Genomic DNA, 21,542 nt, shown 5'->3' on the forward strand with positions numbered 1-21,542 from the left:
CGCTGCGCCGTGAGCGCCGCTGCGCCGTGAGCGCCGCTGCGCCGTGAGCGCCGCTGCGCCGTGAGCGCCGCTGCGCCGTGAGCGCCGCTGCGCCGCAAGATCCGTGCAACTACGGTGATGGTGCTGCATCACGACGGCCTGAGCCAGCAACATCGCCGAAGTTGTGCGGGTCTCGGGACGGGCGCGGCATGATCGTGCCCGATCCTTGTTGTAGTGGTGTCCTCGGCGCGGGAGGCCACTACATCCTGGATCAAGCACGATCATGCGGGTGCGGGGCACTGTGCCGAGCAGGCGTCGACCCGTCGGGCTACTCGTAGCCGACGTGGATGATCAACTGGCCGTTCCGGGGTTCCGCCACCACGTAGACGGACCCGGGGTCGAGCAGCTTCGGCGGCAGGTCCTGCTGCTCGGACAGGCCCATCCGCTCGGCCAGCTCCTCCGCTGACTGGCCGGCCGGGGGCGCCACCGTAACCTGCCACGAGCACCCGCCGGAGGCGCACGTCTCGCTCTCGTCGACGACCGTCGCCCCGGCGGGCACGTCCGGGATCCGCCACTTCGGCGGCAGCGAGCCCTCGTCGCCGAACGCCCACAGCGACGCGAACCACAGGCCCCAACCGCAGGCCAGCAGGCCCACGACGCCGAGCCCGGCCAGGAGAAGGCGTCGAGGTGATGTCATCGCGCCAGGCTAGCGAGGCGGTGTGGAGATCCAGTGAACGTCAGCCGGTGAAGGGTTCGAGGCCGAGCCGACCCCAGGCCACGAAGGCGGCCAGGGCGAGGTACACCGCGTTCACCGCGACGAACCTCGCCTCGTCGTAGCGCAGGTGGGTGATCATCGCGCCGATCATCAGCACGATCCAGCAGATGGCGGTGACCGGCACCAGGACCGGTGCGATGTCGAGCACGGCCGGCAGGATCAGGCCGACGGCGGCCAGGAGTTCGAGCACCCCCAGGGTCTTGACGAAGCCGTCGCTGGCGTTCCCGGTCCACCCGCCGCCGCGGTGCGAGGCCAGCTTCTTGCGGGGTACGAAGATCTTGGTGATGCCGCCGGCCAGCGCCACCGTGGCCAGCAGTCCGGCCGCGATCCACAGCACGATGTTCATGGACGTTCCCTTCGGTCGGGGTCGACCAGGAGACACCGCCGGCCCGGTGGCTGTGACTCATCCCGGTGGGTGATGTGCCGCACAGGCCCGTGGTGTCACAGGAGACCGTCGACCGGTGTCGGATGGTGGTGAAGCGACGTCGAGGACAGGAGGCGCGGGTGGATTCCGCCGTGGACGCGTTCGTCACGCACCGGAACCTGCTCTTCACGGTGGCCTATGAGATGCTCGGCTCGGCGGCCGACGCTGAGGACGTACTCCAGGAGACCTGGCTGCGGTGGGCGGACGCCGACCACGCGGCGGTCCGGGACGAGCGCGCCTACCTGGTCCGGATCACCACCCGCCAGTCCCTCAACCGGCTGCGGACGATCGGTCGGCGCAGGGAGTCCTATGTCGGCTCCTGGCTGCCCGAGCCGCTGCTGACCACACCCGACGTCGCCGACGACGTCGAGCTGGCGGAGCACGTCTCGACGGCGATGCTGCTCGTGCTGGAGACGCTCGGCCCGACCGAACGGGCGGTGTTCGTCCTGCGGGAGGTGTTCGAGGTGGACTACGACGAGATCGCCGCGACCGTGCGGAAGAGCCCCGCCGCCGTTCGCCAGATCGCCCACCGGGCACGGGCGCACGTCGCCGCGCGTCGACCGCGCGGTGTGGTCTCCGCGACCGAGGCGCGGCGCGCGTTGGAGGCGTTCCAGCGGGCCGTCGATCTGGGCGACGTGCAGGGTCTGCTCGACATCCTGGCGCCCGACGTCGTCCTGCTGGGCGACGGCGGCGGCATCAAGCAGGCGGTACTGCGGCCTGTCGTCGGCGCGGACAAGGTGGCCCGTCTGCTGGCCTCCCGGCAGGTGGAGGTCGCCGGGCTGTCGCTGCACCCGGCCGAGGTCAACGGCTGTCCGGCGCTGATCGTCCGGTTCGACGGCGAACTCGACACCGTCCTGACGGTGCGTCTCGACGACGGAATCGTCACCGGGCTGTACGCCGTCCGCAATCCCGAGAAGCTGTCGCACATGCGCCAGGCCACGGCGCTGCGCCGGTGAACGACCACGCGGGTCAGAACGGTGGCCTGGCGGCTTCGCGGGGCCGGTCACGGGATCGTCGGGTGTCCACGGCGGCGACGCCGAGCAGCGCCAGTGCGGCGGCCGCGCCGACGGCGAGCGGACGCAGGGGGAGTGCCACCGGAACCAGCAGGGCGAGGGCCAGCAGGCCGGCTGTCCGGGACCGGGAGATCCGGTCGAACACCTGGTATTCCAGGGCCGCCCGTCCGGCGAGGAAGAGCGCCGGGCCGCCGAGGATGGCGATCAGCCAGGTCGGCGGGAGGTGGCCGAGCGGCTTGGTGATGTACAGCTCCATCCCCACGCCGGTCAGCACGATCCCGGCGATCATCGCCAGGTGCGCGAACGCCATCTGCGTGGCGAGCCGGGCGGCGTCACGGGAGCTGCCGATGGCGGCGTCCAGCGTCCCGCCGGCCAGGTGGAAGTAGATCCGCCACAGCAGGACCGTCGTCGCCAGCGCCAGCACGAAGGCGGCGGTCTGCGCGGCATGGAAGCTGCTGCCGCTGAACGCCAGTCCGATGACGAAGATGGCCTCGCCGAGCGCGATGAGCAGGAACTGCTGGTAGCGCTCGGCCAGGTGCTCGGCGGCGAGTCCCTGCATGCCGAGTCGCTGCGCGCCGAGTCCCGGGGTCGGCCACCCGAGGTACGACCCGGTGTAGTCCACCAGGACGGCGACAGCCCAGAGCCAACCGCGAACGTCGCCGTCGTTCACGAGCCCACCGACGATCCAGAACGGCGCGTGCAGGCTGAGCCAGAACACGATCCGGACGGACTGGTGTGGGTCGGGGCCACCGTGGCCGGCGATGTGGAAGTACCCCACCCGTGCGACCTGGAGTGCCACGAGCGTGATGGCGAAGAGCGAGGCCCGCGCGCCGAATCCGTCGGGTACGGCGACGGCCATCGTCATCGCGCCCGCCATCGTGATGACGATGACGGTCTGGACGATCATCGCCTCCGGGTCGAGCCAACTGGTCGACCAGACCGTCAGTGTCCAGACGCTCCACAGCGCCAGGAACAGCAGCAGTGCCTGACCGAGGCCCGCGAGAGTGCCGCGCCCACCCCCGGTGAAGTCGTCGATCAGCCGCAGGGAGATCCGGGTGAGGGCGAAGACGAAGACGAGGTCGAGGAACAGCTCCAGGAAGGTGGCCCGCTCGCGGGCGCCCGCGCCCCGCACCAACCCCCCGCCGGGCATCTTGCTCATCCGCCGACCGCCTCGGCGGGCGGACGCCGTCGAACGACCACGTGCCCTCCCGTCGCGGTGACCTGATCACCTAACGACGCACCACCGGGTGGGGCAGCGAACGGCCCCGGAGCAGGCGATCAGTCACCAATCCGTCACGAGACAGATGCGAACAGTGCTGGTCGTTACGCTCGGCCGGTGTCCGTACCCGCCGAGGAGGCCACCGAGCAGGACCGGCGACTCCTCATCGTCACCGCTGCCCGCGAGTTGGCCGAGGCCGAGGGCTGGCTGGGCCTGAGCGCCCGTCGGGTAGCCGAACGGGCCAACACGGACGTCGGCGACCTCTACCGGCACTTCGCGGACCAGGAGGCGGTGCTGGCCGCCGTCGCGGTGCACGGCTTCGCTGACCTGGCCGCCGCGCTGACCGCGGCGCACGCGGACAACCCGTACCCCGAACGGGCGTGGGCGGTGATGGCGGGCGCGTACCTCGACTTCGCGTACGCCAATCCTGCTGTCTACGACGCCATGCTCGCCCTGACGCCGGACCTCGCCCTCGGCGCGGCCGGGGTGCCGGCGGCGCCACGGGCCGTCTTTGCCGCGCTGCGGGCGGCCCTGCTCCCGCTGGCCCAGGGCCGTGACCCGGACACCCTCGCCGAGCTGGGCTGGAGCCTGCTGCACGGCGTCGTCATGCTCACCCGTGGGGGTCGCCTGCGCCCCGAGGCGCAGGAGGAGCGGGAAGCGATGATCGCGGAAGGCCTGCTGAGATGGCCCTGATCGCCCGCCGCGCCGTCTCAGTTGAGGGGCTCGCGCTTGAACGGGCCCTTGTCGACGAACCGGAACGTGGTGGGTGGCGGGGCGTCGCCGCGCTCCTTGAGGACCAGACCGTTGCCGGGCGCGTGTTGCAGCGTCCGGGACTCGCTGCCGATCACGTACGTCCCGTCGCCCTGGGCAATGATGGTGAACCGCTGGATGGGGTCGTCAGCGTCGCAGGTGGAGGCCTGGATGGTCAGCTCCGGCTCGATGTCCAGGCCGTTCACCTGCCAACACGACGGGTCGTCGTTGGCGGGATGACCGTCGGCGGTGCCGTACGCCTTGATCACGTACCGGTCATCTCCGATCGGGACCGGAACGAACAGGACTCGACCGCCGGTGTCGCCGCCCTCCACCAGGCTGCCGCTGAGTTCCAGTTCGCTCCCGGACCCCCGCACCCTCACCATGCTGATCTCCCGCTTGCCGGACAGGAGCGGATCGGCCGGGGCCGCCGGGCTCGACGGTGCCGGGCTCGACGGTGCCGCAGCGGACGGGGTCGGCGTCCCCGCTGCGGCACCTGGCACCCGGTCGTCTCCGTCGCCGCACCCCAGCAGTGTCCCGACGCAGGCCAGCATCGCGGCGCCCGCCCACCATCTCACCGTGATCATGCCGTGCTCCTGAAGCTTCTGGCCCGAGCCGGTCGGCCGGGGACTGCCCGATGGGACGCCGCGTCGCACGATCACGTCGACATCCCTCACGACCGTCGGCGGTGCGCGAATTCCACCGGCGGACGCACCCTCGGGCGCGGGACGACGCCGTCGTGATCACGCGCCTATCCTGATCGCTCAGTTCGGCCGTGAGGAACATGAGGAGGGTACGGGATGGCCGCCAGCGAAACGTCTCGACGGCAGGCGCAGGTGCTGATCTTCGACGCGGACGACACACTGTGGGAGAACAACGTCGTCTTCGAGCGGGTGATCGACGACTTCCTGGCCTGGCTCGATCACCCCACCCTGGACCGCGTGGAGATCCGGACGATCCTCGACGACATCGAACGCGCCAACACGGTGGCCCACGGGTACGGCAGCAAGGTCTTCCTGCGCAGCCTGGGCGACTGTCTGGAGCGGCTGCGCGAGCGGCCGGCCACCGACGCCGAGCGCAAGGAGATCGACCGGCTCGCGTTGGCGCTGGTGGAGCACCGGGTGGAGCTGATGCCCGGCGTGGCCGACGCGCTCGACGAGTTGGCCGGTCGGCACGAGCTGCTGGTGCTGACCAAGGGGGAGCAGGCCGAGCAGCAGCGCAAGCTGGACGCCTGCGGCCTGCTGCACCACTTCGGGGCCGCGCACATCGTGGCCGAGAAGGACGTCGACACGTACCGGTGGCTGGTCCGCGAGCACGGGTTCGAGCCGGCCCAGGCGTGGATGATCGGCAACTCCCCGAAGTCGGACATCCTGCCGGCCCGGGCGGCCGGGCTGAACGCGGTGTTCATTCCGAACGAGAACACCTGGGTGTTGGAGAACGACGAGTTGGACCCGACCGACACCGGCGTGCTGCGGCTCGCGGCCTTCCGGGACTTGCTGGACCACTTCTGACCGTCGAATCCGAACAGCGTCGGCGATCATGGTCGCGTTACGCGGACGTGCCGCTTTTCGCCCTTGAGATCAGTCACGTCGCGGCGGGCCCGGCAGCGCTTGTCCGGCCCGGCGCGATCCGCCTAGCCTGAGCCGGCGTTCGCGGCCTTTCGGGGTGTGCCGGGGGCGCACCGGCGTCCGACAGGTGGGCACCGTGGAGCTGAGTGCAGGGCGGCCGGGCCTCCCCACCGAGCCGCGTGGCGTCGTGCCACGCCCACGCGCGTGGTGAATGCCGGAGCTGCCGCTCCCCCGTCGGACGGCCGGGGGTCAGGGCCGGGTAGTTGCGGACCCGGTCCTGACCCGGCCAGTCCTTGTGAGACAGAACCTAGGCGCGGTGCCGGCCGTCGCCGGTGTGGCGGGCGTCCGCCTCGTCCGAGCCGCCGCGGACGATCGAGATCGCCACGCGGCAGAACTCGTCCATGTCCGGGTTGAAGCCGGCCGCGATGTCGGGGTGCAACCCGGAGCGGGTCTCGTCCAACAGCCGCTGGCACACCTGCTCGACCGGCTCGCCCGCGTAGCTGGCGCGGATCCGGTCGGTGGCCGCCTGGAGAGCCGAGGTCAGCTGGTCCTCCAACGGGCCACGCAGCTTCTGCTGCACAGGATCGAGCCCGCGCGGGTCGAGCGTGACATGTGGCTCCGACATCGGTGCTCCCTTCGTCGGCGTCCGCGATACCCCACCGCGGCCGTCGGTCAAACTCCGGTCGGTACGGCGGCGACCCGCACCTGGTAGGAGAAGTCTTCCGCCGGTTCCTCGTGGTACGACAACCGGCGGATCTGCCGGTCGTCGTCGTAGAGGGCGACGTCCACCAGGACGCCGAGATGCGCCAGGCCGATGGTGGCGACGCGCTTCTTGTCCTGGAGCACGGCGCAGACGCCGCCGAGCAGGGTGCTGGCGTCGGACGTACGGTGCCCGGGCGGGCACCGCAGAACCACGTCCACCTCGATCGGCCCGGGCAACGGCGTCCAGCCGGTGCGCTGGGCCGCGCCCAGGGCGGCCTGGAGCAGGGTGCGGACCCTCGTCGCCTGCCGGTGCCCGGCGGCGAAGATGGACAACGCTTCGGTCTTGACCGGTGGCAGGCCGCTCACCTCGAACGTCAGGGCGAGAGCGCGGGTGTCCTGCACGGCGGCACCTCCCTCGTTGGGGACGATCCTGCCGAACCGGTGCAGTGGCGGAGGGGCGTTCCCGCGATAACCAACCGATCGGGCAGGCTGGGTCGGCCGGAGGCGTGTCGACGGCGGCGGCGAACGCGCTGGCTGCGGCGCTGGGAAAGACGCTAGTGCACCGCGCCCGCGCTCGGTAGTCGGTCGTTCACCCGGTGGTCGACGGCGAAAAGGCGCAGAACTCGTTGCCCTCCGGGTCGGCCAGCACCCACCAGCGCGCCCGGTCGACCGGCTCACGCAGCAGCGTCGCACCCGCGTCGAGCAGCGCGGTCGGCTCCGGGGCCGTCATTTCGACGTCCCAGTGCATCCGGTTTTTCACGGTCTTGGGCTCGTCGACCCCGTCGAACACCCACGCCTGCCACGGGAAACCGGCGGCGTCGTGCAGCGACGTGGTGTTCGGCCCGGCCCCGGTCGTGCCGCCCAGCAGGCCGGCCCACCACGCCGCCTGCGCCGCCGGGTCGACGGCGGCCACCACCAACTCGACCGGGCCCGGCCGGGCCTCGCCGCCGGCCGGGAGCACGCAGAACTGGTTGCCCTCCGGGTCGGCCAGCACCCACCGCTCGACGTCGCCGTCCGGCTCGCGCACCGACCGCGCGCCGGCCGCGAGCAGCGCCGCCGTGTCCGCGTCGGCCAACCGCAGATCCAGGTGTACGCGGGTACGGCCGACCCGGGGCTCGGGCACCCGGTTCACCCAGATCGACTCGGCGGCCGACCGCGCCGAACGAGGGTCGATCCTGGTGTCGCCGTCACCCGCGTCGGCGACGTCGGCGTCGAGCACCCGCGCCCAGAAGCCGCCCAGGGCGAGCGCGTCGGCGGCGTCCAGACAGAGGTCCTTGAAACGAGCGATCATCGTCCCAGCATGCCCGCTCCGGGCACGCCCGTGGGGGACGCCGCGTGACGGATCCAGCGCCACTCGCCCCCCCCGATCACCGCTCGGCCCCCCGGGTCCCCGCACTGCGCCCGGTCGCCGCTCGGCCCCCCGGGTCCCCGCGCTGCGCCCGGTCGCCGCTCGGCCCTCCGGGTCCCCGCGCTGCGCCCGGTCGCCGCTCGGCCCCCCGGGTTCCTGCATTGCGCCCGGTTGCCGCTCGGCGCCCCGGTCGCCGCCCTGCGCCCGGTCGATCAAGGAGTTGTGGTGGGCGACAAAACTACCCACGCCACCCAAGACGGGCACCACAACTCCATGATCGACGGGGCCTGGCCGCGATCTTGCACTTTCTGTGCCGGCATAGGCGGCATTCCAGGCTTTTCGACGACCGAAACTGCAAGATCGACGCGGGCGGCCGCTCGGCCGCTCGGCCGCTCGGCCGTTCGGCCGTTCGGGGGGGCGGGCGGGCGGGGCGGGGCGGGGTGCCGGGGCTGGGGCGGGGCGGAGTGCCGGGGGCGGGGGCGGGGGCGGGGAGGTCTGCGTGTGGGGTGCGGTCAGTGCTGCTTGGCGTAGGCGACGAAGGTTTTCCAGGCCGTCGGGGTTACGTGCAGGGTGCCGCCGTCGCGGTCCTTGGTGTCGCGCACCAGCACGACGTGCGGCAGGTTGTCGGCGACCTCGACGCAGGAGCCGCCGTTACCGCCGGACCGGGTCGACTTGCGCCACCGTGGGGTCAGGGTGTCCATGACTTCGCCACTTCCTTGATCAGCTCGATTGACGGCCGGCGGGGGAGCGCCTCGTTGCGGACGATCTCCCACGTCTTCGCCAGCTTAGCGACGTCGGTCGACGCGTCGACGAACTGCGCGATGAGCTGGTTGTCGGCGTGCGCCACCCGTTCGCCGTCGGGCATCTCGGCGATGATGAACTGGCCGGCCAAGCCCAGGTACATGCCAGCATCCACCGGCACGACATGCACCTGGATGTGCTCCTGGGTGGCCAGCTCCACCAGGTGCTCGCACTGCTCGACCATGAGGCCCGGTTGGTCGAGCACCGGCCGGCGGAGCACCGCCTCGTCCAGCACGGCGATGAGCTGCGGCGGACGCGGGCGGCGCAGGATCGCCTGCCGTTCCAGCCGGGACGCGACGATCCGGTCGACGTCCTCGGCGTCGAACCGCCCGCCGGCCAGCGTGGCGCGGGCGTACCGCTCGGTCTGCAACAGGCCGGGCACGTACGCCAACTCGAACCAGCGCAGCGTGGTCGCCTCCCGCTCGAACTCGATCCATTCGCGCAGCCAGGCCGGCTCGGCGTCGAGCCGGCCCAACCGTTCCAGCATCCGCTGGAAGCGCTCGCCCGTCCGGTGGTGGTTGTCGACGGCCCGCATGTACTCCTTCGTGGGCGGTCGCCCGCCCGTCTCCACGGAGCTGACGTGCGAGCCCGAGTAGCCGATTCCCCGGCCGAAGTCGTCCTGGCTGAGCCCTGTCTCCGCCCGCAGCAGGCGCAGTTCCTCCAGCACGTAGTCCGTCACTGTCCCCATTGACTCCCCCATCTCTGCCCAACCCGAAGCCGCGTGTCCCTCGTGGCTGCTCGACCGGACCGCTGATCTGCGCGGATGCCGCGAGCACGGATCGACCGTAGTTGACTCCTCGCAGACTGTCACCAATGGCGGGTTCGCTGGTGGCCGCAATGGCGGTGGCGGGCTCTGCCCGGGGTCGCTCCCGTTTCCCCCTTGCGGGAGCGACCCCCTTCCCCTGCACGAGGAGGTCGATGTGCTCAGCCCGAGAGACCACGACGAAGCGCGGTGGTGGTGATGGTGGTCCGTCCGCCCGTTCCGCATGTCGCCATGCGTCCGCTCTGGCGGTGCCGCAACTGCGGCCGGGAGTGGCCCTGCCAGCCGGCCAAGCTCGCCCTGCTCACGGAGTACCGGACCAACCGCACCGGACTGCTGATCTACCTCGGCACCCTGATGAACGAGGCGACCCAGCAGCTCACCCAACTCCACCCCGACCACCCGCCCGCCCGGATGACCGAGCGTTTCCTCTCCTGGGCGCGGGCCCGAGGCTGACGGCCGCCCACCCCGCCCGCTCCCGATGATCAAGAGATTTGCGTCAGGAAAGACGCCTTTCCTGACGCAAACCTCTTGATCAACAGGGCTGAGAGGGGGTGGGGTGGGGGTTGGGGGTTTGGTTGGGGTGGGAGCCTGTCGTGTTGCCGGCAGGTTTCGCGGCGTGGGGAGTGGGGCAGTGTAGCCGCACGGAGTACCCGAGCGGGGCGTTTTTGCAGCTCCTGGGCTCGGAGATAGCTCACCGTGCGCCGGGGCACGGATGCCCTCCCCGGTCCGTTGTGCACGAGAGGGGGAAGGCGATGACGGACCCCGAAACGGCCCGACACCGACACCGACGCCGGCCGGTTGCCCGGGTCGGGGCGGCTGCCGCCGCGCTGGCGCTGGTCGCGCCGCTCGCCGCGTGTGGCGCAGCCGATGACGGTGGACCACCGACGCTCAACCTGTACTACCCGCCCGAGCAGAACCTGCAGAAGGTCGTCGACGACTGCAACACGCAGGCCCAGGGACGGTACAAGATCGCCTACCGGGTGCTGCCCCGACAGGCCGACGACCAGCGGGTACAGATGGTGCGCCGGCTTGCCGCCGAGGACACCGGCATGGACATCCTCGGCCTGGACGTCACCTGGACCCAGGAGTTCGCCAGCGCCGACTGGATCCGCGAGTGGACCGGCCAGGACAAGGCCGAGGTCGAGCAGGGCACCCTCGCCGGGCCGCTGGCGACCGCCCGGTACGAGGACAAGCTCTACGCCGCACCGAAGAACACCAACGTGCAGTTGCTCTGGTACCGCAAGGACCTGGTGCCGCAGCCACCGACCACCTGGGACCAGATGATCACCGCTGCCCGGCAGCTCAAGGAACAGGGCAAGCCGTACCAGGTGCTCACCATGGGCGCGCAGTACGAGGGTCTGGTCGTCCTCTACAACACCCTGGCCGAGAGCGCGGGCGGCAAGGTCCTCTCCGACGACGGCAAGAAGGCCGTGATGGACGACGGCACGGTCCGGGCGCTGGAGCAGTTGCAGAAGTTCGCCACGTCGGGCGTCACCTCGCCGTCGTTCAGCAACGCCACCGAGGACCCGGTCCGGCTGGAGTTCCAGTCCGGGTCGGGCGCGTTCCAGGTGAACTGGCCGTTCGTCTACCCGGCCCTTCAGGAGGCCAACCCGGAGCTGGCCAAGCAGGTCGGCTGGGCCCGCGTGCCGGGCGTCGACGAGGGCACCCCCAGCAAGGTCACCATCGGCGGGGTGAACCTGGCCGTCAGCTCGTACTCGAAGCACCCGGAGCTGTCGTTCGAGGCCGCGCGGTGCCTGCGCAGCGCGGAGCACCAGAAGTTCTCCGCGATCAACGACGGCGTGCCGCCGACCATCGAGGCCGTCTTCGACGAGCCGGAGATGGCCGAGGCGTACCCGATGAAGGACACCATCCTGGAAGAGCTGAAGGACCCGGCGACCCGCCCCCTGACCCCCGCCTACCAGAGCATCTCCACCGTCATGTCGGCGATCCTGTCGCCGCCGTCCGGGATCCGCCCGCAGCAGACCGCCGACGAGCTGCGCGACGCCATCGCCGACGCCCTGGAATCGAAGGGGGTGCTGCCATGACCCGGCCCGCCACCACTGAGTCGACCGAGGCGACCGAGGTGACCGACGGCCAGCGCGCCGCCGTACCCACCCAGCGCGGAGGTCGCCGCAAGCCGCCGCTGAGCGAGAACAAGAAGGCCGAACGCCGGCTCGGTTGGCTGCTCTGCGCGCCCGCCGCGCTGGTCATGGTGCTGGTGACCGCGTACCCGATCATCTATTCGTTCTGGCTGTCGTTGCAGCGCTACGACCTGCGCTTTCCCGACCAGCGCGAGTTCGTCGGGTTGGAGAACTACGTCACCGTGCTCAGCAACGAGTTCTGGTGGACGGCGTTCGGGGTGACCGCGCTGATCACGGTGGTCACCGTGGCCGTCGAGCTGGTGCTCGGCATGGGGTTGGCGCTGATCATGCACCGTACGCTCGTCGGGCGGGGCATCGTCCGTACCGCGGCGCTCATCCCGTACGGCATCGTCACGGTCGTCGCCGCCTTCTCCTGGCGGTACGCCTGGACCCCCGGCACCGGCTACCTGGCGGACCTGTTCAGCGACGGCGCTCCGCTCACCGAGCGGGCCAGCTCGCTGGCGATCATCATGCTGGCCGAGATCTGGAAGACCACGCCGTTCATGGCGCTGCTGCTGATGGCCGGGCTGGCCCTGGTGCCGGACGACCTGCTCAAGGCCGCCTCCACCGACGGCGCGACAGCCTGGCAGAAGTTCACCAAGGTGATGCTGCCGGTGATGAAGCCGGCGATCCTGGTCGCGCTGCTGTTCCGCACGCTCGACGCGTTCCGCGTGTTCGACAACATCTTCGTGTTGACCGCCGGAGGCAACGAGACCTCGTCGGTGTCGATGCTCGCCTACAACAACCTGCTGCGGGGTCTCAACCTCGGCATCGGCTCGACGATGTCGGTGCTGGTCTTCCTCACCGTGGCGATCATCGCGTTCGTCTTCGTGAAGCTGTTCGGTACCGCTGCCCCCGGTAGCGACGATGGGGAGAGGCGCTGACATGGCCGCGGAAACCACCACCCGCGCGAAGCTGCGCTGGGGCCTGCTGGACATCCTCGTGGTCGTCTTCGCGCTGGTCCCGGTGCTGTGGATCGCCTCGCTGTCGTTCAAGACGCCGGCCACCCTCACCGACGGGAAGTTCATCCCCCGCGAGTGGACGCTGGACAACTACCGGACGATCTTCGACACCGACCAGTTCGTCCGAGCGCTTGTCAACTCCATCGGCATCGCACTGATCGCCACGCTGATCGCGGTGGTCCTCGGTGCGATGGCCGCGTACGCCATCAGCCGGCTGGATTTCCCGGGCAAGAAGCTGCTGGTCGGCATCTCCCTGCTGATCGCGATGTTCCCGCAGGTGTCACTGGTGTCGCCGCTGTTCGAGATCGAACGGCAGCTCGGGATCTTCGACACCTGGCCCGGACTGATCCTGCCGTACATCACCTTCGCGCTGCCGCTGGCGATCTACACGCTGTCGGCGTTCTTCAAGCAGATCCCGTGGGACCTGGAGAAGGCGGCGAAGATGGACGGCGCCACGCAGGCCCAGGCGTTCCGGCGGGTGATCGCCCCGCTGGCCGCGCCCGGCCTGTTCACCACGGCGATCCTGGTCTTCATCTTCTGCTGGAACGACTTCCTGTTCGCCATCTCGCTGACCTCCACCGAGCGGTCCCGCACGGTGCCGGCGGCGCTGTCGTTCTTCACTGGCGCGTCCCAGTTCGAGGACCCCACCGGGGCGATCTGCGCCGCCGCCGTGGTGATCACCGTACCGATCATCTTGTTCGTCCTCTTCTTCCAGCGCCGCATCGTCTCCGGCCTGACCTCCGGCGCAGTCAAGGGATAGGTGGGTAGTCATGGCTGACATCGTGCTCGACAAGGTGAGCAAGAGTTTCCCGGACGGGACCGTCGCCGTGCAGGACGTCGACCTGGAGATCGCCGACGGCGAGTTCGTGATCCTGGTCGGCCCCTCCGGCTGCGGAAAGTCCACCACCCTCAACATGATCGCCGGGCTGGAGGACATCAGCTCCGGCGAGCTGCGCATCGGCGGCCAGCGGGTCAACGACAAGGCGCCGAGGGACCGGGACATCGCCATGGTGTTCCAGTCGTACGCGCTGTATCCGAACATGACCGTGCGGGAGAACATGGCGTTCCCGCTGCGGCTGGCGAAGCTGGACAAGGAGACGATCAACTCCAAGGTCGACGAGGCCGCCAAGGTGCTGGAGCTGACCGCGCTGCTGGACCGTAAACCCGCGAACCTTTCGGGTGGTCAGCGGCAGCGGGTGGCGATGGGCCGGGCGATCGTCCGCCAGCCCAAGGCGTTCCTCATGGACGAGCCGCTGTCCAACCTCGACGCGAAGCTGCGGGTGCAGATGCGCACGGTGGTGTCCCGGTTGCAGAAGCAGCTCGGCACCACCACCGTCTACGTCACCCACGACCAGACCGAGGCGATGACCCTCGGCGACCGGGTGGTGATCATGCGGGGTGGCGCGGTGCAGCAGGTCGGCCCTCCGCAGGAGCTGTACGACCACCCGCGCAACCTCTTCGTGGCGGGCTTCATCGGTTCGCCGTCGATGAACTTCCTGCACGCGGCGGTGCAGGACGGCAGCCTGCGGACCGCCCTGGGCGACGTGCCGCTCGACGACCGGTTGCGCCGGGAGCTGGAGGCGGCCGACGCGCCCCGCGAACTGATCCTCGGCATCCGGCCCGAGCACTTCGAGGACGCCGAGCTGGTCGACGACGAGACCCGCCGCCGGGGTCTGGAGTTCGAAGCCCCGGTGGAGATCGTCGAGTCGATGGGCTCGGACAAGTACGTGTACTTCACCGTGGAGGGTGAGCGGGCCAGCGCCGCCGAGTTGGAGGAGTTGGCCGCGGACGCGGGTGCGGGCGACTTCGCCGGCGGCGGCGGCAACCTGGTGACCCGACTGTCCGCCGAGTCCGGCGCCGCCGAAGGGCAATCCCGCCGAGCCTGGTTCAACCTGGAAAAGATCCACCTCTTCGACCCATCCACCGGCCGCAACCTAACCCTCGACAAGTCCCACTAACCCGGCCCCGGCCCCGGCCCCGTCGATCTTGCACTTTGTGTCGTCGACATGGAGGGGAAGGTCCTTTATGTCGCCGCAGAAAGTGCAAGATCGCGGGAAGGGGAGCGGGGGCGTGTGGTGCTGCGGCACGGGGGTGGGCGTGGCAGGGTGGGTTGGTGATGGATCGGGGACTTGTGGCGTTGGCCGCCGCGCACGGCGTGTCCACCTGGTACGAGGACTGGCGGCACCGCCGCGTCGAGGTCGCGTCGGAGACGGTCGTCGGCGTGCTCGGGCTGCTCGGCGTGGACGCCACCAGCCCCGCCGCGATCGCCGACGCGCTCGCCGCCGCCCGCGCGGTGGACCGGACCGCGCTGCCGCCGACCCTGGTGCTTGCCGAGGGCGCGACGCACGTGCTGCCCGGCCCGGGTGTGGTGTCCCTGGAGGACGGTGGTCGCCGGACGGTTGACGCGCAGCTGCCCGCTGACCTGCCGCTGGGCTGGCACCGGCTGGCCTGCGACGGGCGGGACGTGACCCTCGTCGTGGTGCCCCGGCGGCTGCCCGTGCCGCCCCGCACCTGGGGTTGGATGCTCCAGCTCTACGCGCTCAGCTCCGAGCGGTCCTGGGGCATGGGCGACCTCGGCGACCTGGCCGACTTCACCGGATGGGCGGGCGGAACGGGCGCCGGACTGGTGCTGCTCAACCCGCTGCACGCGGTCGGACCGGCGCACCCGGTGGCCGCGTCGCCGTACTCGCCGGCCAGCCGACGCTTCGTGAATCCGCTCTACCTGCGCGTCAGCGACACCACCGCGTACACGGCGGCGGACCCGGCCACCCGGGCGGTGGTCGACGCGTTACGCCCCGACCGCCGGGACCTGATCGACTACGACGAGGTGTGGGCCGCCAAGCGGCACGCGTTGGAGCTGCTGCACCCGTACGCCCCGGCGATGGACCTCGACGCGGACCCGGCGCTGACCAGCTTCGCCACCTGGTGCGCGCTGGCGGAGCGGCACGGCAACGACTGGCGGGCGTGGCCGGCGGAGCTGCACCACCCGGACGCCCCGGCGGTCGCCGAGCAGCGTCGCCAACTCGCCGACCGGGTGGCGTTCCACGCCTGGCTGCAACACCTCTGTGACGAGCAGCTCGACGCCGTGACGGCGGCGGCCCGGTCGACGGGCATGCCGGTCGGCGTGGTGCACGACCTGGCCGTCGGCATCGACCCGGGCGGCGCGGACGGCTGGCAGCTCGCCGACGTCCTGGCCCAGGGGGTACGGGTCGGCGCGCCCCCGGACGACTTCAACCAGCTCGGCCAGGACTGGGGCCTCGCCGCGTGGCGACCGGACCGGCTCGCCGAGACCGGGTACGCGGCGTACCGGGACATGCTGCGGCGGACCCTGCGGCACGCGGGCGGCCTGCGGGTCGACCACGTCGCCGGGCTCTGGCGACTGTGGTGGGTGCCGCCGGGCGCCGGGGCCGCCGAGGGCACCTACGTGCGGTACGACGCCGAGGCGATGCTCGGCATCCTGGCGCTGGAGGCGCACCGGGCCGGCGCGGTGGTCGTCGGCGAGGACCTGGGCACGGTCCAGCCGGCGGTGACCCGCGGGCTGCGTGGGCGCAACATGCTCGGCTCGACGGTGCTGTGGTTCGCCCGGGACGACGACGGCGAGTTCACCCCACCGACCCGCTGGCCCACGAACGCCCTCGCCACGATCAGCACCCACGACCTGCCGACCGCCCCGGGATTCCTGACCGGCGAGCACGTGCGGGTGCGTGACGAGTTGAAGCTGCTCGGCACCGACGTGGCCGTCGAACGCGCCCGGGCCGCCGCCGACCGCGAGCGGCTGCTGGCGATGCTGCGCAACGAGGCGCTGCTGCCCGGCTCGCGCGTCGCCAAAGCAGGGGCCGCCGCCGGAGCCGAGACCGCCGGGGCAGGGGCCGCCGCCGGGGCCGAGGCTGCCGCCGGAGCAGAGGCCGCCGCCGAAGCCGAGGTCGGTTCCGGGGCGGGGGCCGACGGTGACCCGGCCGACGGTGACGTGGTGGTGGCGATGCACGCCGCGCTCGCGGCCAGCCCGTCACGACTGCTCGGCGTGTCCCTCTACGACGTGCTGGGGGAGGTGCGCCAACCCAACATGCCGGGCACCGTCGACGAGTATCCGAACTGGCGGCTGCCGCTGCCGGCCAGCGTGGCGCAGATCCGGACGGACCCCGGCGTGGCCCGGATCGTCCACCTGCTCACCGCCGCCCGTCCCCGGACGACCCCGCCCGACCGGGCCGGGGAGAAGGCCGGTCGGCGGACCACCCCGAACCCGGTCGGAGATAGGCCGCCCGACCCGGCCGGCACGTAGGCCACCCGGTCAGGCCGGCCAGTAGGCCGCCCCACCCGGTCGGCCAGTAGCCCGTCCGGTCAGGTCGACCAGTCGAACCGTGGTGGCAGTCCGAGGAAGTCCGCGTACCGGGTCAGCGCCCGCTCGACCTCGACCCGTTCGGCGGCGGTCATCGGCACCAGCGGCCGTACCGTCAGGGTGACGGCCTGCCGGCCGACCTTGCGCTTCCACACGCCGACCACGCGACCGGCGCGGACCACGGTGGCCTGGAAGATGCCGTTGTTACCCGGCACCACGGCCGCCCGGTGCGCGGGGTCGAGCATCAGCGTGCGGTCCCGGTAGCCGAGGAGGTACTCGTCGAAGCCCGGCAACGCGAGCACCTCGGGCGCCGGGGCGCGCGGGGTGTCGGCCAGCGCCGCGTCCACGTACATCGGCTCGCCGTCGACGCGTACCGTGCTCAGCAGGTCGGCGGCGGCGGTCAGGCCGCGCCGCGCGTCGGTCAGGGTGAGGCCGCTCCACCCGGCGAACTCGCGGTCGGTGACCGGCCCGTGGCCCCGGACGTAGCGGTGGGCGAGCAGCGCCAACGCCTCGTCCCGCTCCGGGCGGCGTTGCTCCGGCGCCCACTCGTCGAGCAGGACGAACGTCTGCTCGGTGCCGATGGTGGGCGCCACACAGGTCACCCCGCGCACGCTCGCGTACCAGAGCAGGTGGTAGCCGCGCTGGCCGTCGGTGCCGATGCCGGCCGCGCGCAGGGTGGCGAGACACTGCGCCCGGCTGAGCCGGCCGCCGCCGGCCAGCGCGACGCCGAGTACGTCGAGCGCCCGCGCCTCGTCGGCCTCGGTCAGCCCGAGCTGTACGCGCCGGGTCGCCGAGCCCGCCAGCGCGCGTACGCCGGTCAGCTCCAGCATCCAGCAGGTGTCGGCGGGCGGGATGAGGTGCACGGTGCCCCGCATCGGCCAGGTGCGCAGCGCCTCGCGGCGTTCCAGCGCGCCCTGCACGTCGGTCACCGTCCACCCCGGCAGCCGGGCGCCGAGCGACCACAGCCCGCTCGCCAGGTCCTGAGCCTGCATCGCCCCGAACCACTCGACCACCTCGGCGACGGTGCCCGGCCCGCCGGGCGGGCGCAGCAGCAGGCTGGTCATCCGCAGTGCCAGCGCTTCGGCCGCGCTGAGGTCGGCAGTCATCGCACTCCTTCCGGTCGCCACGCCGCAGCCTAGGCCCGAGGACCGACACGCACGGTTAACCGCCGTGCCGGTGGGAATGCGGCCGGCCGGAAGTACGCGCGCCGCGCGTACGGAAGGGAGTCTCATGACTGCCGCAAGCCAACCGGCCCGCGGTGCCGGCGTACCGGCCGATTCTCGGGCCCATCGGGCGTCCACCGGCGCCAAGACCAGCGCGGCCGCCACTTTCGCTCTGGTCTTCGGTGTGGCCGGCCTGTTCAGCGTGTTGACGGCCATCCTCGCCTGGGTCGGACTGGTGCTCGGCATCATCGGCATCGTCCTCGGCATCGTCGGGCTGAAGATGGCCCGCCGGCCGGGCGTGACCGGCCGGGGCGTGTCCATCGGCGGCCTGGTGCTGAGCATCCTGGCGGTCCTGATCGGCCTGGGCCTCGCCGCGGGCATCACCACGTTCGTCAACAACAAGGGCGCGGTGGACCGCCTTCAGAACCAGGTCGACGACCTACGGGACAAGCTCGACTGACACCGGGCCCGGGTGGCTGGGGGCCAGGGCGTGCCGCTGGCCCCCACCCCGGCCTATTTGGACTCGACCCGTCCGACCGCGTCGACCCCCGAGGTGAGCGCCGCGCGGGTGGACTGCCACGCGGGATCTCCCGGGTAGAGCGTGCTGCGCAGGTATGCCGCGGTGAGCGCCGCGACCGCCGCCACCCGTCGCGGGTTCTCGTCGGTGGTCTCGGCGGCGTCGTAGCCGGAGATCCCGCCGAGACCGTGCTCCGCCTCGAAGAGGGTCAGGAGCGACTTGGGGGCGGGGGACAGGACGTACGGGTCGGCGTGCCACTGCGCGCCCCGCACCGTCAGGTGCTCGGAGGTGTCCCGGTCGCCGGCTACGACGAGCGCGGGCGTCGTCATCGCGGAGAAGTCCGTGGTCTGGAAGAACCCGTAGCTCCGGGCGAACTCGCTGAGCGCGTCCCCGCCCCGGCCGGGGGCGGCGAGGAGCACCCCCGCGCTGATCCGGGGCTCGGTCAGGTCGACGGGCGTCCCGTCGTGCGGGTCGGTGAGCCGCGCGCCCAACAGCAGGCTGGCGGTGTGCCCGCCCATGGAGTGCCCGGCCACGGCGACCCTCTCCCGGTCCAGACGGCCGTGCAGTTGCGTGACGGCGGCCTCGATGGCGTCGAGCGCATCGAGGATGCGCGTCATGTCGTGGGCCCGTGAACGCCAGTAGAGCGGTGCCTCGGCGTCGCCGGGGTCGAGGCTCAGGGTCTTCGAGTCCAGATGGGTCGGCTGGATCACGACGAAGCCGAGTGCCGCCCAGTGGTTGGCGAGGGGCCCGTAGCCGTTGAGCGAGGAGAGGTTGTTCGAGTGCCCGTGGCCGTGCGAGAGCAGGATGATCGGCAGCCGGGTGCCGGTCATCGGCGCGGAGACGCGTACCTGCAGGTCCACGGCGCGGCCGGGGGCCGGCAGCGTGATCGGGCCGACGGACACGATCGGGGTGCTGATGGTGTCGGCGACGAGGGTCGATGTGGTCATGGTTGCCTTCCCATGGTGCGGAGGTGGCACGGCAGGGGTGTCCCCGCCTCCGCTACAGTTGAAGCGGATCACCGTTCCACTAATATACGGAACGCTGATCCGTTTTCCAAACGGCGTGTGGAGGAGAACCGTGTCGGCGACGAGCCAGTCCCCGGAGATGCCGGCCCGAGGCCGCCGCGCCGACGCGGTGCGCAACCAGCAGACGCTCCTGACGGCAGCCGCCGCGGTCTTCGTCACCTCCGGCGTCGAAGCGCCGATCCGGGAGATCGCGGCCCGCGCGGGGGTCGGCATCGGGACGATCTACCGGCACTTCCCGACCCGGGCGGACCTCGTCGTCGCCGTCTACCGCCACCAGGTCGAGGCCTGCGCCGAAGCGGGCCCGACCCTGCTGGCGAACGCCGCCTCCCCGCTGGCGGCCCTCCGCCAGTGGGTCGACCTCTTCACCGACTTCCTGGTCACGAAGCACGGCCTGGCGAGCGCGCTGCAGTCGGACGCCGGCGGCTTCGACACGCTGCACGCCTGGTTCCTCGACCGCCTCGTGCCGGTCTGCGGGCAACTGCTCGACGCCTCCGTCGACGCGGGCGAGATCACCCCCGGCACGCGCCCGTACGAATTGATGCGCGGCATCGGCAACCTCTGCGTCAGTCGCGACAACGACCCGGACTACGACCCCCGCCGCCTCGTCGACCTGCTGCTGCGCGGCCTCCAGCGACCCCGCTGACCGGAGATCACAGTAGGGTGGGCGGCGTGCTCCGCCAGGTCACCGCGATCCGCTACGTCACCCCACTGCGGGAGGGTGGCTCACTGCCGGGCGTCGTGGAGGCCGACGACCTCGGCACGTACGTCGCGAAGTTCACCGGCGCCGGGCAGGGGCCCAAGGCGCTCGTCGCCGAGGTGATCTGCGGCGAGCTGGCCCGCCGGCTGGACCTGCGGGTGCCGCCGCTGGTGGTCCTCGACATCGACCCGGTGATCGGCCGGGCCGAGCCCGACCAGGAGGTACAGGAGCTGCTGCGCAACAGCGGCGGCGCCAACTTGGGGATGGACTTCCTGCCGGGCGCGCTCGGCTTCGACCCGGTGGCGCACCCCGTCGACCCGCTGCTGGCCTCCCGGGTGCTGTGGTTCGACGCGTACGTGGAGAACGTCGACCGGAGCTGGCGCAACCCCAACCTGCTCATCTGGCACCGGGAGCTGTGGCTCATCGACCACGGCGCCGCGCTGTACTTCCACCACAACTGGCCCCGCGCCGACGCCGCCGTGCACCGCGCCTACCGGGCCGAGGATCACGTGCTCGCGCCGTACGCCCACCGGGTCGCCGAGGCCAACGACGAGCTGGCCGCCCGGGTCACCCCCGACCTCCTCCGGGAGGTGTTGGCGCTGGTGCCGGCCCAGTGGCTGACCGCCGCCGACTTCGACTCGGCCGACGAGGCGCGCGAGGCGTACGTGTCGCACCTGTCGCGGCGGGTCGCCGACCCGGCGGACTGGCTGCCGGCGGGGAGCGCGGCGTGAGGCATCCCTTCGAGTACGCCGTCATCCGGCTGGTGCCCCGCGTCGAGCGCGGCGAACAGATCAACGTGGGTGTGCTGCTCTACTGCCAGCAGCGGGACTTCCTGGCCGCGCGGACGCACCTGGACGCCGACCGGGCGCGCGCCCTGGCGCCCGACGTCGATCTGCCGGCCGTCGCCGCGGTGCTGGAGTCGCTGGACCGGACCTGCTCCGGCGACGGGCCGGCCACCCGTATGCGGCTCGGTGAGCGCTTCCACTGGTTGGTCGCGCCGCGCAGCACGATGATCCAGGCCGGTCCGGTACACACCGGCCTCACCGCCGACCCGGCGGCCGAGCTGGACCGGCTGATGACGATGCTGGTCCGCTGACCGGCCGGTGGGCTGAGCGGGCGGGGCCTTCGATGACGGCGGACCCCTGATCGCGCTGCGCCAGCGCCGTTGCCGGCGGAGCGCGATCCCCCGTTCAGGCGCCGGTGCCAGGGGGGCGGCAGGATTGCACGCCGGCACCGGTTGGCATCAGGATCGCCGCCCGCGCGGACGGCCGGATCGGAACGTCCGGGAACTTGCGGAAAACTTGAACCCGGACGACCGGAACACCGCGATCCGTCGTTTGTCTCCGCGCCGCCGGGGTA

General features: G+C 71.6%; 24 protein-coding genes. 13 read left to right on the forward strand and 11 right to left on the reverse strand.

The features are described from left to right. Positions 1-307: 307 nt before the first annotated feature. Both AB0B55_RS07400 and AB0B55_RS07405 read right to left on the reverse strand, forming a co-directional pair. The gene (locus AB0B55_RS07400; RefSeq protein WP_357128231.1) at positions 308-676 is read right to left on the reverse strand and encodes a hypothetical protein; all 369 of its coding nucleotides are present in this window, start codon (positions 674-676) and stop codon (positions 308-310) included. 40 nt (positions 677-716) lie between these two features. Continuing rightward, positions 717-1,100, reverse strand: coding sequence for a DoxX family protein (locus AB0B55_RS07405; RefSeq protein ID WP_357128234.1), 384 nt, complete (start codon positions 1,098-1,100; stop codon positions 717-719). A gap of 158 nt (positions 1,101-1,258) precedes the next feature. Between AB0B55_RS07405 and AB0B55_RS07410 the strand changes: the two genes are divergently transcribed. Then, entirely contained in the window at positions 1,259-2,134 is an 876-nt protein-coding gene (locus tag AB0B55_RS07410) for an RNA polymerase sigma-70 factor (RefSeq protein ID WP_357128237.1), read from the forward strand. A gap of 13 nt (positions 2,135-2,147) precedes the next feature. Here AB0B55_RS07410 and AB0B55_RS07415 read toward each other — a convergent pair whose 3' ends face one another. Then, positions 2,148-3,350 carry a low temperature requirement protein A gene (locus AB0B55_RS07415; RefSeq protein WP_357170949.1) on the reverse strand — a complete coding sequence of 401 codons (1,203 nt, stop codon included), beginning with the start codon at positions 3,348-3,350 and terminating at the stop codon, positions 2,148-2,150. Between the two features lie 177 nt (positions 3,351-3,527). Here AB0B55_RS07415 and AB0B55_RS07420 point away from each other — a divergent pair, with 177 nt between their 5' ends. Further along, positions 3,528-4,103, forward strand: coding sequence for a TetR/AcrR family transcriptional regulator (locus tag AB0B55_RS07420; protein WP_357170951.1), 576 nt, complete (start codon positions 3,528-3,530; stop codon positions 4,101-4,103). A 17-nt stretch (positions 4,104-4,120) separates the two neighbouring features. Here AB0B55_RS07420 and AB0B55_RS07425 read toward each other — a convergent pair whose 3' ends face one another. Next, on the reverse strand, positions 4,121-4,747 hold the full coding sequence (locus AB0B55_RS07425; RefSeq protein WP_357170953.1) for a hypothetical protein: 627 nt from the start codon (positions 4,745-4,747) through the stop codon (positions 4,121-4,123). A 213-nt stretch (positions 4,748-4,960) separates the two neighbouring features. On the opposite strand from AB0B55_RS07425, the gene AB0B55_RS07430 reads away from it, so the two are divergent. Then, a complete protein-coding gene (locus AB0B55_RS07430) occupies positions 4,961-5,671 on the forward strand; it encodes an HAD family hydrolase (RefSeq protein WP_357170955.1) in 711 nt (236 codons plus the stop codon). A gap of 364 nt (positions 5,672-6,035) precedes the next feature. On the opposite strand, the gene AB0B55_RS07435 is transcribed toward AB0B55_RS07430, so the two are convergent. From AB0B55_RS07435 to AB0B55_RS07455, 5 genes are all read right to left on the reverse strand, one after another. Then, positions 6,036-6,353 carry a hypothetical protein gene (locus tag AB0B55_RS07435; protein WP_357128251.1) on the reverse strand — a complete coding sequence of 106 codons (318 nt, stop codon included), beginning with the start codon at positions 6,351-6,353 and terminating at the stop codon, positions 6,036-6,038. Between the two features lie 47 nt (positions 6,354-6,400). Then, positions 6,401-6,832, reverse strand: coding sequence for a hypothetical protein (locus AB0B55_RS07440; protein WP_355624547.1), 432 nt, complete (start codon positions 6,830-6,832; stop codon positions 6,401-6,403). 187 nt (positions 6,833-7,019) lie between these two features. Then, on the reverse strand, positions 7,020-7,721 hold the full coding sequence (locus AB0B55_RS07445; protein WP_357170957.1) for a VOC family protein: 702 nt from the start codon (positions 7,719-7,721) through the stop codon (positions 7,020-7,022). Between the two features lie 569 nt (positions 7,722-8,290). Then, positions 8,291-8,479, reverse strand: a complete 189-nt coding sequence (locus AB0B55_RS07450; protein WP_357128257.1) for a DUF397 domain-containing protein — start codon at positions 8,477-8,479, stop codon at positions 8,291-8,293. Further along, positions 8,467-9,267, reverse strand: a complete 801-nt coding sequence (locus tag AB0B55_RS07455) for a helix-turn-helix transcriptional regulator (RefSeq protein WP_357128260.1) — start codon at positions 9,265-9,267, stop codon at positions 8,467-8,469. Before AB0B55_RS07455 ends, AB0B55_RS07450 begins: the two co-directional genes overlap by 13 nt. Before the next feature lie 306 nt (positions 9,268-9,573). Here AB0B55_RS07455 and AB0B55_RS07460 point away from each other — a divergent pair, with 306 nt between their 5' ends. The 6 genes from AB0B55_RS07460 (at position 9,574) to malQ (ending at position 16,724) form a co-directional block, all read left to right on the forward strand. Continuing rightward, positions 9,574-9,795 (forward strand): flavin reductase, encoded by a 222-nt coding sequence (locus tag AB0B55_RS07460; protein ID WP_357128264.1) that lies wholly within the window; start codon positions 9,574-9,576, stop codon positions 9,793-9,795. A gap of 299 nt (positions 9,796-10,094) precedes the next feature. Next, positions 10,095-11,387, forward strand: coding sequence for an ABC transporter substrate-binding protein (locus AB0B55_RS07465; protein ID WP_357170959.1), 1,293 nt, complete (start codon positions 10,095-10,097; stop codon positions 11,385-11,387). Beyond that, complete coding sequence (locus tag AB0B55_RS07470; RefSeq protein ID WP_357170961.1) at positions 11,384-12,367, forward strand: sugar ABC transporter permease; 984 nt, start codon at positions 11,384-11,386, stop codon at positions 12,365-12,367. The genes AB0B55_RS07465 and AB0B55_RS07470 overlap by 4 nt, the downstream gene beginning before the upstream one ends. Position 12,368: 1 nt before the next feature. Next, entirely contained in the window at positions 12,369-13,205 is an 837-nt protein-coding gene (locus AB0B55_RS07475) for a carbohydrate ABC transporter permease (protein WP_357170963.1), read from the forward strand. Between the two features lie 10 nt (positions 13,206-13,215). After that, the gene (gene ugpC / locus AB0B55_RS07480; protein ID WP_357128272.1) at positions 13,216-14,403 is read left to right on the forward strand and encodes a sn-glycerol-3-phosphate ABC transporter ATP-binding protein UgpC; all 1,188 of its coding nucleotides are present in this window, start codon (positions 13,216-13,218) and stop codon (positions 14,401-14,403) included. Positions 14,404-14,561: 158 nt separating this feature from the next. After that, positions 14,562-16,724, forward strand: a complete 2,163-nt coding sequence (gene malQ / locus AB0B55_RS07485) for a 4-alpha-glucanotransferase (protein ID WP_357170965.1) — start codon at positions 14,562-14,564, stop codon at positions 16,722-16,724. Between the two features lie 59 nt (positions 16,725-16,783). Here malQ and AB0B55_RS07490 read toward each other — a convergent pair whose 3' ends face one another. Continuing rightward, entirely contained in the window at positions 16,784-17,887 is a 1,104-nt protein-coding gene (locus tag AB0B55_RS07490; RefSeq protein WP_357170967.1) for a winged helix DNA-binding domain-containing protein, read from the reverse strand. Positions 17,888-18,011: 124 nt separating this feature from the next. On the opposite strand from AB0B55_RS07490, the gene AB0B55_RS07495 reads away from it, so the two are divergent. Beyond that, the gene (locus AB0B55_RS07495; RefSeq protein WP_355047644.1) at positions 18,012-18,404 is read left to right on the forward strand and encodes a DUF4190 domain-containing protein; all 393 of its coding nucleotides are present in this window, start codon (positions 18,012-18,014) and stop codon (positions 18,402-18,404) included. 53 nt (positions 18,405-18,457) lie between these two features. On the opposite strand, the gene AB0B55_RS07500 is transcribed toward AB0B55_RS07495, so the two are convergent. Then, positions 18,458-19,408 (reverse strand): chlorophyllase, encoded by a 951-nt coding sequence (locus tag AB0B55_RS07500; protein WP_357170969.1) that lies wholly within the window; start codon positions 19,406-19,408, stop codon positions 18,458-18,460. Positions 19,409-19,565: 157 nt separating this feature from the next. Between AB0B55_RS07500 and AB0B55_RS07505 the strand changes: the two genes are divergently transcribed. From AB0B55_RS07505 to AB0B55_RS07515, 3 genes are read left to right on the forward strand one after another with little or no spacing between them, the layout of a single operon-like run. After that, the gene (locus AB0B55_RS07505; RefSeq protein WP_357128598.1) at positions 19,566-20,129 is read left to right on the forward strand and encodes a TetR/AcrR family transcriptional regulator; all 564 of its coding nucleotides are present in this window, start codon (positions 19,566-19,568) and stop codon (positions 20,127-20,129) included. Between the two features lie 26 nt (positions 20,130-20,155). Continuing rightward, positions 20,156-20,914, forward strand: coding sequence for a HipA family kinase (locus AB0B55_RS07510; RefSeq protein WP_357128284.1), 759 nt, complete (start codon positions 20,156-20,158; stop codon positions 20,912-20,914). Further along, the gene (locus AB0B55_RS07515; protein WP_357128287.1) at positions 20,911-21,279 is read left to right on the forward strand and encodes a DUF3037 domain-containing protein; all 369 of its coding nucleotides are present in this window, start codon (positions 20,911-20,913) and stop codon (positions 21,277-21,279) included. The genes AB0B55_RS07510 and AB0B55_RS07515 overlap by 4 nt, the downstream gene beginning before the upstream one ends. Positions 21,280-21,542: the final 263 nt, after the last annotated feature.

The organism is Micromonospora sp. NPDC049107 (assembly GCF_040648595.1).
In the GTDB taxonomy this organism is placed as follows: Bacteria; Actinomycetota; Actinomycetes; order Mycobacteriales; family Micromonosporaceae; genus Micromonospora.